Annotated in this window: 9 protein-coding genes; 5 read left to right on the top strand and 4 right to left on the bottom strand. The window is 40.6% G+C overall.

Features of this window, described 5'->3' with window-relative positions; genetic code table 11:
* Positions 1 to 303 precede the first annotated feature (303 nt).
* Genes QVP40_RS02680 through QVP40_RS02665 form a run of 4 tightly spaced genes read left to right on the top strand, consistent with a single transcriptional unit; the run spans position 304 to position 3472 of the window.
* Positions 304 to 1227 (top strand): hypothetical protein, encoded by a 924-nt coding sequence (locus QVP40_RS02680; RefSeq protein WP_022066961.1) that lies wholly within the window; start codon positions 304 to 306, stop codon positions 1225 to 1227.
* Between the two features lie 10 nt (positions 1228 to 1237).
* Positions 1238 to 1972 carry a hypothetical protein gene (locus QVP40_RS02675; protein ID WP_022066960.1) on the top strand — a complete coding sequence of 245 codons (735 nt, stop codon included), beginning with the start codon at positions 1238 to 1240 and terminating at the stop codon, positions 1970 to 1972.
* Positions 1965 to 2816: a hypothetical protein gene (locus QVP40_RS02670; RefSeq protein WP_022066959.1), complete on the top strand. Its 852-nt coding sequence runs from the start codon at positions 1965 to 1967 to the stop codon at positions 2814 to 2816. The genes QVP40_RS02675 and QVP40_RS02670 overlap by 8 nt, the downstream gene beginning before the upstream one ends.
* Before the next feature lie 14 nt (positions 2817 to 2830).
* On the top strand, positions 2831 to 3472 hold the full coding sequence (locus QVP40_RS02665) for an ABC transporter ATP-binding protein (protein ID WP_022066958.1): 642 nt from the start codon (positions 2831 to 2833) through the stop codon (positions 3470 to 3472).
* Positions 3473 to 3550: 78 nt separating this feature from the next.
* Here the strand turns inward: QVP40_RS02665 and QVP40_RS02660 are convergent, their stop codons facing one another.
* Positions 3551 to 4309 (bottom strand): aminoglycoside phosphotransferase family protein, encoded by a 759-nt coding sequence (locus QVP40_RS02660; protein ID WP_022066957.1) that lies wholly within the window; start codon positions 4307 to 4309, stop codon positions 3551 to 3553.
* Between the two features lie 20 nt (positions 4310 to 4329).
* A complete protein-coding gene (gene adhE, locus QVP40_RS02655; protein WP_022066956.1) occupies positions 4330 to 6948 on the bottom strand; it encodes a bifunctional acetaldehyde-CoA/alcohol dehydrogenase in 2619 nt (872 codons plus the stop codon).
* A gap of 388 nt (positions 6949 to 7336) precedes the next feature.
* Here adhE and QVP40_RS02650 point away from each other — a divergent pair, with 388 nt between their 5' ends.
* A complete protein-coding gene (locus tag QVP40_RS02650; RefSeq protein ID WP_022066955.1) occupies positions 7337 to 8032 on the top strand; it encodes a GTP pyrophosphokinase in 696 nt (231 codons plus the stop codon).
* A 120-nt stretch (positions 8033 to 8152) separates the two neighbouring features.
* On the opposite strand, the gene QVP40_RS02645 is transcribed toward QVP40_RS02650, so the two are convergent.
* Both QVP40_RS02645 and QVP40_RS02640 read right to left on the bottom strand, forming a co-directional pair.
* On the bottom strand, positions 8153 to 9352 hold the full coding sequence (locus QVP40_RS02645; protein WP_022066954.1) for a pyridoxal phosphate-dependent aminotransferase: 1200 nt from the start codon (positions 9350 to 9352) through the stop codon (positions 8153 to 8155).
* Between the two features lie 5 nt (positions 9353 to 9357).
* Entirely contained in the window at positions 9358 to 10836 is a 1479-nt protein-coding gene (locus QVP40_RS02640) for a sodium-dependent transporter (protein WP_022066953.1), read from the bottom strand.
* Positions 10837 to 10948: the final 112 nt, after the last annotated feature.

The raw sequence follows: 10948 nt of genomic DNA, 5'->3' as shown, positions 1-10948 counted from the left end.
AGAAAAAGAGCGTTTTCAAAAATGCAGTTAAGGGATTTTTGCGCCCTAAAATACATACAGGAAAGAGAAAAATAAAAATCTCCTATAGAAAATCAGATATAAAAACACTGAGTTCTACAGGAGATTCTTATTTTAAGATTTAGGAGCTAAAAATTGGTATTTACCGACAGCCCCTTTTTATTTTCGCCAAAAACTATACAAGTTTCGCCCTTTACATGTTCCTCTTTAAAAATTATGCTATTATATACATCTAAATAATTCCAATTTCCTCAAAACGCCTCTCAAACAGAAAGTGGTGACGCCATGAAACAGTTTTCTCAATTTCTTCCAAATCCGATACTGTTCTTTGCTGTCATAGCAACAGTATCCTGCGGTGCATCTATTGTAAACGCCGACTCCAAAGCCTATGACCTGCCGGAACATATCACTGAAATATACAAAGGAAAAGAGGAGGAATTCCGTATTGATGCAGATGTTAAAGTCATTTCCAGCGACGTTTACACAGGAACCGTGATTTTTTCAGATATTTCATTAGAAAAAGGAAAACTTCTGTATGGCGATATCGAAAAATGGAAATTTACAGATGAAATAAAAGATGCAGAAGCTCTAAAATATAATGAAGAAAGTATATATCTGTATAAGCTGAATGATACGCACCAGTTTTATTTTGATACACCGGATAATATCCCTGAAGCTCATGATATCGGTGAAGAAGCAGCAAATAAATTAGCGACAGAAGCTGTTAATTTGTTAGAACTCAATGCTGAAGTACAGGGGCCCGTTGCAGAATATGATGATCCTAAAGGTATTTATAGCTATGTGCTACGAGGAAAAATCCAGGATATACCTATTGTTTATATGTCAGAAGTCCCTTCCATAGGCAGCCTTGAAATCACTGGACAAAACTACAGCTATCTGCAATATGGAAATAATTTGCATATTGAAAATCAAGAAAAAGCAGGCTTACTGGATTTCGAAGAAATTCTCGATAAAGTACAGCTCTACGCAGAGGCAGGATATATTAAGATACCAGATCATATGTCCATAACAAATATTTCTCTGGGTTATTATATCGAATTGACGTCTGGACATCCCCGCTTCTTCCCGGTTTGGAATTTCCAGGTACCCTCTCTTATTGATGGCTCACAATTCATGTGGGGACAGAATGCTGATGATCTTTTCTACATAAATGCTGTAACTGGAGTACTAGTAAAAGTTATTGCATAGGAGCAAATTTATGGAAAAAAACTGCATTATAAATAAACGAATGGTACTTTCCCTGCTTATTGCAATAGGTATAATGGGACACACCTATATCACCTCCGATATTCATTGGAAAGAATCAGATGTACTTCATCTTCTTACCTTTCCTATGGCAATGTCGATGTTCAATCCTTTTGCAGCAATTTTCCCGGCTTTTCCTCATGCAATGAGCTTTACAGAAGATTATAATACTTCTTTCTTTCGTTTTGTACTCATCCGCTGTACACGAGGAAAATATATTTTGCGAAAAATATTTAGTGTAGGGTTATCAGGGGGGATTATGATGATTCTGTCATATGGATTTATTTTTTTAATCGCTTTTTTAATTGGCGTCCCGACCACAACTGAAAATATTTCAGAATTTTATCTTAACACTCTCTGGTATCCTATTGCAGCAATATGGGGAGGAGGACTTGTCCTTCTTTTGAAACTTACTCTTGCTTTTTTATTCGGACTTGTATGGAGTAATATCTGCCTTTTTCTGTCTGTTTTATTTTTAAACAGATATGTAGCTTTTATCGGAACCTTTATTATATATCAATTTTTATGGCAGGCACTGTCCGCCAATATCTGGAATCCCGTATATTTACTGCGAGGCGATTGGGGATATACTTCTTATTGGCAGCCAGTTCTGATCCAGACATTTATATTTTTTATAGTATGTGTACTAAACTGGATAGGATTGAAAGGAAGGCTGAAACATGGATAAGCATAAATTAATATTAATACAATTAAAGCTTCAGTCTTCCATTCTTATCCCCCGAATCTGGGCTGGATATATCTATGGATTCTGGCTTGGCTTATCTATTTCGATACGTTATTTACAATTTGCAGCAGGAAATACAGTGGGAATTTTTGATTCTTTTCTCCTGCTATATAATGATATATTCCAGGTTACTCTTCTTGTAATTGGATTTTTTATAATAATTGCCGATGCGCCTTTTGTGAATTCTATGACTTATTTTACATTAATAAGAAGCAGTGGATTACTCTGGCGGCTATCCATGACATCTTATTTGCTTATACAGCTTCTTATATACCAGGCAATCATTATCATGGGCTGCATATTTCCAATTTTTATAAATGGAAATTTTACCTTTGAATGGAGTGATACTATACAAATACTGATTGGCGCAACACCCCAGATTGCAATGACTGAATACAGTCTTCCTATACCAAATAGTTGGATTTTAAGATTTTTCAGCGTAAATGAAGCTCTTTTTCATAGTTTTTTATTAACATCTCTTTATTGTTCCTTTTTAGGAATCATAATTTTTATCGGCAATTTAAGCTCCCGATTTCCGTTAGGAATGCTCTTTGCAATAGGAATTCATTTTTCAGGCATGCTGCTAATGTCTGGCTTTGTTCCCTTATATCATCCTGCTATGCTGGCACATGGAATAATGCAATTTCATATTCCTGGAAAAGAAATGTTATCTTTTACAGAAAGCTATTCATTATTTTTATTAAGCAATGTAATTTTGTTATCCACCCTAACTCAAATCTCAGGTCATATTGATTACAATATAGCTGTGAGCCAAAAAAACTGGTAAATGAGGATATAGATATGGCAATTATAGAAATTGATAATATCTCGAAAGAATTTTTTGGCGATATTGTTCTTCACTCTGTTAGTATCTCTTTTGAAAAAGGGAAAATATATGGGATAATCGGGAGAAATGGTTCTGGAAAGACAGTTTTATTAAAAATAATAAGTGGTTTTCTTAAACCAACCACTGGTACAGTAACTATTAATGGAATACTGCTTGGAAAGAAAAACGAATTTCCTGAAAACACAGGAATTCTAATTGAGAAACCGGGTTTCCTTCCATACAAAAGCGGTTTTCAAAATTTGAAATATTTAAGTCAAATCCAGAAGTTAATTAATGATCAGGAAATCTACAAAGTCTTAAAACAAACAGGTTTAACTTCTGCAGCAAAAAAGCTTGTTGGAAAATACTCTATGGGTATGAAACAGCGCCTGGGAATCGCACAGGCAATTATGGAAAACCCGGAAATCCTTATTTTGGATGAACCCATGAATGGATTAGATGATCAGGGCGCCTCACAAATGCGAAAACTTTTTCTGCAGCTTCGCAGTGAAGGAAAAACTATTCTTCTTGCCAGTCATATGCAGGAAGATATTCATGAATTATGTGATAAGGTATATCGTATAGATGCAGGAACCATAGAAGAAATAAAAATCTGATCCCCGGAACCGACACAGTCGGCCCGGGGATTTTATAAATAATAAAGGGATTTGTTTCAAATGGTTTTTCTATAAAGTTTACTGGAAATCAATGATGTCTGTCCAGCGAAGCAGGAATTCCTCTTCCTCTTTTACATCTTTGGTAAGCTGGGCTGCCGCCGCAATCGGAAGCCATTTCTGTACATACTGCTTTGCGGTATCGCTCTTCTTGCAGAAAAGCTTCAGGTACAGGTCAGCCATTTTTTCATCCTTCAGAGCAAATTCCAGATAAGTAATGGCTGCATCGCCGCTGGCATTTCCCTGAGTTGCATGGGACCAGTCTACGATCTTCATAGTTCCGTCCTCTGCAACGATCACGTTGCTTGGGTTAAAATCCCCATGGCAGAGCTTGGTGTGGTTTGGCATGGAATCCAGTCTTGTCAGCAGCTCATAGCGGACAGTAGCATCCAGCTTATCTTTCATACTCTCGATCTTGCGGGCAAATTTGTCCTTCTGGAGCGTAAGACGCGGAGCTTTTTTCTCATGCATGGAAAGCTGAAGATCTACAAATTTCTCCATGTATTCCTCAAGCTTATCCGGATTCTCGTTCATCAGCTGTTCCAGAGTTTTGCCTTCTGCATATTCGATCACAATGGCCCACTCGCCATCGATCTCAGTTACCTCCAGAACCTTCGGGATATCCAGGCCGCTTTCCTCTACGCGGGCCTGGCAGAGAGCCTCATTAAAGACATTTGCCTTTCCGTGCTCTTTGGTAAATACCTTGATAATACGGTCTCCATCTTTGTAGACAACTTTATATGGACGTGTCAAAAATACCTTTTTGTCTTTCAGCTTCATGGTAAATACCCTCCCTTTTCTTATTTGGACTCTTTTCCGTAGTATGCTTTCAGATAGATTTCCTTCAGCTCAGCCATTAACGGATATCTCGGGTTCGCTCCTGTACACTGGTCGTTGAACGCCTGTTCAGTCATCTCATCCAGAGTATCCAGGAAATATTTCTCATCTACGCCATAATCTTTGATGGTTGGCTTGATCTCAATGATCTTCTTCAGCTCTTCCAGCTTCTCAAGAAGTTTTTCAAATACTTCCTGATCATTTTTGCCTGTAAGACCTACGAAACGTCCGATCTCTGCATAACGTGCAAGTGTGTGCGGATACTGATACTGCGGGAATGTTCCCATTTTTGTCGGTACCTCAACACTATTATAACGCATTACATCTGTGAGAACCAGAGCATTTGCAATTCCGTGAGGAATATGATGGAAAGCACCAAGCTTATGAGCAAGAGAATGATTTACTCCAAGGAAAGCGTTTGCAAAAGCCATACCAGCCATGCAGGAAGCGTTTGCCATATGGTCTCTTGCCTCTACATCATTTCCGTCTCTGTAAGCTCTTGGAAGATAATCAAATACCAGCTTGATTGCTTTCAGAGCAAGACTGTCTGTATAGTCAGAAGCCATTACGGAAACATATGCCTCGATCGCGTGAGTCATAACGTCAATACCGGAAGCGCAGGTCAGGCCTTTCGGTGCGCTCATCATGTTGTCTGTGTCAACAATAGCCATGTTCGGCATCAGTTCATAGTCTGCCAGAGGCCATTTGATTCCTGTTTCTTTGTCTGTAATAATGGCAAACGGAGTTACCTCAGAACCTGTACCGGAAGATGTTGGGATTGCTACAAAGTAAGCTTTTTTACCCATTTTCGGGAAGGTATAGATTCTCTTGCGGATATCCATGAAATCCATTGCCATATCGTCAAAATCAGCGTCAGGATTCTCATAAAGCACCCACATAACTTTTCCGGCATCCATTGCAGAACCACCGCCAAGAGCGATAATGCAGTCCGGCTCAAAGGCGCGCATTGCTGCTGCTCCGGCTTTTGCAGATGCAAGAGACGGATCCGGCTCTACATCAGAGAAACAGGTGTGTACAATGCCCATCTGATCCAGTTTATCCTCAATCGCCTTTGTATATCCGTTTTTGTAAAGGAAAGAGTCGGTTACGATAAAGCAGCGTTTTTTGCCCATAACAGTTCCCAGCTCATCAAGGGCAACCGGCATACAGCCTTTTTTGAAGTAAACCTTTTCCGGGGTTCTCATCCAGAGCATGTTCTCTCTCCTCTCTGCAACAGTTTTAATATTGATCAGATGCTTTACTCCAACGTTTTCAGAAACAGAGTTTCCGCCCCAGGAGCCGCAGCCCAGAGTAAGGGATGGAACAAGCTTAAAGTTATAAAGATCTCCGATTCCTCCCTGGGAGGATGGTGTATTTACAAGAATACGGCAGGTTTTCATAGCTGCTGCATGTTTTGCCATTTTTTCCTTCTCATTTACATTGATATAAAGAGAAGAAGTATGTCCGTATCCGCCGTCAGCTACCAGCTGTTCAGCCTTTGCAAGAGCCTCGTCAAAGTTTTTTGCCTTATACATGGCAAGTACCGGAGAAAGCTTTTCGTGAGCAAATTCTTCGCTGATGTCCACAGACTCAACCTCGCCAATAAGGATCTTTGTTTCAGCCGGAACAGTCACACCGGCCATTTCTGCGATGGTAGCTGCTTTCTGACCTACGATCTTCGCATTCAGCGCGCCGTTAATAATAATTGTTTTTCTTACCTTGTCAAGCTCATCCTTTTTCAGGAAGTAGCAGCCTCTGTAAATAAACTCTTCTTTTACTGCCTTATATACGCTTTCCAGTACAGTAACAGACTGCTCGGAAGCGCAGATCATACCATTGTCAAAGGTTTTTGAATGGATGATGGAGTTTACTGCCAGACGTACATCTGCCGTATCGTCAATGATAACCGGTGTATTTCCGGCGCCAACGCCAAGTGCCGGCTTTCCGGAGGAATATGCAGCTTTAACCATTCCCGGACCACCTGTTGCCAGAATAATGTCTGCTTCCTTCATAACCAGATTGGTAAGCTCAAGGCTTGGAACATCGATCCATCCGATAATACCCTCCGGAGCGCCTGCCTTTACGGCTGCTTCAAGAACAAGCTTTGCTGCAGCAATAGTACAGCCTTTTGCACGAGGATGTGGGCTGATGATAATTGCGTTTCTTGTTTTTAATGCGATCAGTGTTTTAAAAATCGCTGTGGAGGTAGGATTTGTTGTAGGAATAACTGCTGCGATCAGGCCAATCGGCTCTGCAATCTTTTTGATTCCATAAACCGGATCGTCTTCGATCACGCCACAGGTTTTTGTGTTTTTATAAGCATTGTAAATATACTCTGCTGCGTAGTGGTTCTTAATAACTTTATCTTCCACAACGCCCATGCCTGTTTCCTCAACAGCCATTTTTGCAAGGGGAATACGTGCTTTGTCAGCAGCGGTAGCCGCAGCCTTGAAGATTTTGTCTACCTGCTCCTGTGTATAGGTGGCGAAAAGTTTCTGTGCTTCTTTCATCGCAGCCATTTTTGCTTCCAGTGCCTCTGCAGTGTCGATTACAGCCGGGATGTGGGTTTCTGTCTTTGCCATTTGAAATCCTCCTTGTTAATCCATTTATATTCTCTTACTTGTTACTTCGTTTTGATAGAGCGACAAATAATTATGTTAATTGATTAACGTTAAATATTTGTCAATCTTGATGGCTTTATTATATTAGTTTGTTAATCATTTGTCAATCTTTATCTCAATAAAAAAATATTTAAAAATAAATCTTAAATCTCTCTTTTTTTGTTTAATATATACAAAAACTTTTCTGTCATATTTTTTTATACCAACGCATATCTTAGTTGATGGGGACTGTTTTTCTGGCTGATATCTGCCACAAACAGTTATTCTGACAGACACTCAGGCTTTCAGATATATTTTACCCGAAATTAACTCAAACTTTTTTTCTATTTATTATAAGGAGTGTAAAGTAATGAACAGTTGTATTGCAGTAAAAGACCATTGGAAATTTATTTATGCACAGATTGAGGAAGAACAGAAGAAATTGAAAAAGAAAGAGCAGTTAAGGCGTGCACTGACATCTGAAACATTCTGCACAAAGGGAAAATGCGCCGTCAGCCTTATGCTGGCAAAGCTTGATATTATTAATACAATCCTTACCATGAAATATCAGCGCAATGTCATTCAGATGAAAACCGGACGGCTGAAGGAATACGACAGCGTATATAAAAAAATGCAGAAAAAAGGGCTTGAACTGAATTTTAATGTTGCCCTTGAAAAAATAAACGACCTGATTGGTGTAAGAGCCATCTGCTCTTATGTAGACGATATCTACCAGGTTGCCCAGATGATCAAAAAGCAAAAAGATATCCGCATTCTGAAAACCAAGGATTACATACAGGAGCCAAAAGCCTCCGGCTACCAGAGCCTTCATCTGATCCTGGAAACAGCAGTCCCCTTTCAGGAAGATATCCAATGGATAAAAATAGAGCTTCAGCTCCGCACTGCCGCCATGGATTACTGGGCAAATCTGGATCATCAGCTCCGCTATAAGCGTGGAAAAAAAGAAACTCAGTTTATCGACGAGGAACTTCAGCAGTGCGCTGCCGTCATCCGTGCGCTGGATCAGAAAATGCTGACTATCCGAAAAAAGATTGATAAAATTTAAACAGGATTCTCTTCCTGTTTTATGGAAAAAGAATCCTGTTATCGTTTTTACGTTATTATTTTCTTTTTTGTCATCATAAAAACAGCTGACTGTGAGAAGAGTATACTACTCCTTCCGACATTAGCTTTCCTCTGTCAGGGAAAACTCTGCTGCCAGCTTTTTAAATTCCGGAAGAGAATTGATAATCGTCTCATAGGAAACGCAGTAGGCAAGTCTCACATATCCCGGACAGGCAAAGGAACTTCCCGGAACCATAAGAATATTATACTTTTTTCCTGCCTCACAGAATTCCTTTTCATCATCAACCGGAGATTTCACAAAAAGATAAAAGGCACCCTGCGGTTTGATACACTGAAAACCACAGGCAGTAAGCCCGTTATAGAGAGCCAGACGATTTTTATCATAGGCCGCCACATCCACTTCTGCGTCCACGCAGCGGGCAATCACCTTCTGCATCAGGGAAGGCGCATTGACGCTTCCCAGAATACGGTTGGCAATACCGGCGGCTGCAATTACTGTTTCACTGTCCTCAAGGTCATCGGGAATCACCAGATATCCGATCCTTTCTCCCGGAAGAGACAGAGATTTGCTGTAAGAATAGCCTACTACAGTGTTTTTGTAGTATTTTGTAAGGTATGGAACTTCTGCCCCGTCATAGGCAAGCTCACGATAAGGCTCATCAGAGATCAGATATATCACACTGCCATATTCCTTCTGCTTTTTCTCAAGAATGGCTGCCAGAGCCTTAATTGTATCTTCCGAATAAATAACACCTGTAGGATTATGGGGACTGTTTACAATAACTGCCCTTGTGTTTGCAGTGATTTTTCTTTCCAGTTCCTCCAGATCCGGCTGAAAGGTTTCTGTATCAGGAGAGATTTCCACAAGCTTTCCGTCATAATTTTTTACATATGCACCATATTCCAGAAAATATGGTGCAAAAACAATTACTTCTTCACCGGGATTCAAAACTGTTTTCAGAATCACGTTCAGTCCGCTTGCAGCTCCCACTGTCATGATCAGGTTTTTCGCAGAAAAATCTGTCCCAAAACGGCGGTTCAGAGACTGCGCAATGGTTTCACGCACATCCTCAAATCCTGCGTTATTCATATACCCGTGAAGAGTTACAGGATCCTCATTATTTGCCAGATCAACAATGGCTTCCCGAACACAGTCAGGCGCGGGAACGCTGGGATTTCCCAGGCTGAAATCATATACTTTATCTGCTCCGTACTGTTTTTTCAGACGATTCCCCTCCTCAAACATAGTACGGATCGCAGAATTATTCTGAACAAAAGGAATCATTTTTTCTGCTATCATATCCGTCAGCTCCTGTCTTTTTTACTTTTGTTATGGCCAAAGGCAATCCAAACAACCAGGGCAAGCATTGCCACACCAATGATCATCCACGGAACAAGGTACTCCATTCCTTTTGGCTTAAACATGTCGTAGTAGCCTTTCAGGTAAATTACAGAAACCACTACCGGAATTACCCACAGCATGTACATGCGGATACCTGTCGGGAACTTTACTCCCTTTCCTGTGTTTGCTTCCTTTAAAAAGTTTTTCCAGCCCCAGCCCCTTTTCGATGCGCAGAAAAGCACAAACAATACAGAACCAAGAGGCAGAATATTATTAGATACAATAAAATCTTCCAGATCCATGATGTTTGTTCCTTCACCTAAAATCTGTATTCCGGACCACGGTCCAAAACCAAGGATTGCCGGCATGGAAAGAATGATAACAAGAACAATATTTACCATTACCGCTTTCTTACGGCTCCATCCCCACAGATCAATGGCAAAAGACAGAATATTTTCAAATACAGCAACCACTGTAGACAGAGCCGCACATGCCATAAAAAGGAAGAACAATGCGCCCCAGAGTCTTCCACCCATCATCTGGTTAAATACATTTGGAAGTGTGATAAATACAAGCCCCGGACCTGCACCCGGCTCCACGTTAAACGCAAAACATGCAGGAATAATGATCATGCCTGCCATCAGTGCAACAAAGGTATCCAGCACAAGAATACTGAGACTTTCTCCTGCCAGTGTCAGATCTTTTTTCATATAGCTTCCAAAGATCTCCATGGCTCCGATTCCAATGCTCAGAGTGAAAAATGCCTGAGACATGGCTCCGAATATTACATTTCCGATCCCGGCTTCTTTCATGTTTTCAAAATTCGGAATCAGATAAAATTTAATACCTTCCACGGCTCCGTCCAAAGTAGCAGAATGAACTGCAAGCACAACGATCAGACCTAACAGGCACAGCATCATGACCTTTGTAATTCTCTCAACTCCGTTTTGAAGTCCCAGAGAACAGATTCCAAATGCCAGAAACACTGCAAGGACCATCCAGAAGGTCATGGTTCCTGTAGATTTCTGGAAGTTCCCAAAAAATTCTGTTATCTGTACAGAATCCGCACCCTGAAGCTTTCCGGTTGCCATTACGTAACCGTAATACAGGGTCCATCCTGCTACCATGGTATAGAACATCATCAGCACATAGTTTCCGATCATACCCATATAGCTGTACTTGTGGAAGTTGGAGCCTTCCGGTTCCAGTTCATGAAAGGCCTTCGCCGTACTTTTTCTGCTGGCACGCCCCACTGCAAACTCGCTGACAAGAATAGGAAGTCCCAGAACTACAAGAAAAACAAGATAAATAAGAACAAACGCTGCTCCACCGTATTTTCCTGTCATATATGGGAATTTCCACACATTGCCCAGACCTATGGCACATCCGGCAGACACCAGAATGAACCCCAGCCGTGAGCCAAAAGTTTCTCTTTCTTTCACTGATTTCCCCTCCTAAAAAATAATTCAAGCTATTATATCACATTAAAGCGTTACTGGAAACCAGTAATTCAAGATTTACCTTTTTCAATTCACCTTCCGCGAGGGGAGCGAC

The organism is Blautia sp. CAG:257 (genome assembly GCF_000433815.1).
Lineage (GTDB): Bacteria > Bacillota > Clostridia > Lachnospirales > Lachnospiraceae > Blautia_A > Blautia_A caecimuris.
The sequence above is the reverse complement of the archived record's forward strand: the minus strand, read 5'-3'. Positions and strand labels throughout refer to the sequence as shown.

Coding starts and splice junctions, on each gene's coding strand:
- QVP40_RS02675 (WP_022066960.1), top strand. CDS start 1,238: ATGGAAAAAAACTGCATTATAAATAAACGAATGGTACTTTCCCTGCTT.
- QVP40_RS02665 (WP_022066958.1), top strand. CDS start 2,831: ATGGCAATTATAGAAATTGATAATATCTCGAAAGAATTTTTTGGCGAT.
- QVP40_RS02650 (WP_022066955.1), top strand. CDS start 7,337: ATGAACAGTTGTATTGCAGTAAAAGACCATTGGAAATTTATTTATGCA.
- QVP40_RS02660 (WP_022066957.1), bottom strand. CDS start 4,309: ATGAAGCTGAAAGACAAAAAGGTATTTTTGACACGTCCATATAAAGTT.
- QVP40_RS02680 (WP_022066961.1), top strand. CDS start 304: ATGAAACAGTTTTCTCAATTTCTTCCAAATCCGATACTGTTCTTTGCT.
- QVP40_RS02645 (WP_022066954.1), bottom strand. CDS start 9,352: ATGATAGCAGAAAAAATGATTCCTTTTGTTCAGAATAATTCTGCGATC.
- adhE (WP_022066956.1), bottom strand. CDS start 6,948: ATGGCAAAGACAGAAACCCACATCCCGGCTGTAATCGACACTGCAGAG.
- QVP40_RS02670 (WP_022066959.1), top strand. CDS start 1,965: ATGGATAAGCATAAATTAATATTAATACAATTAAAGCTTCAGTCTTCC.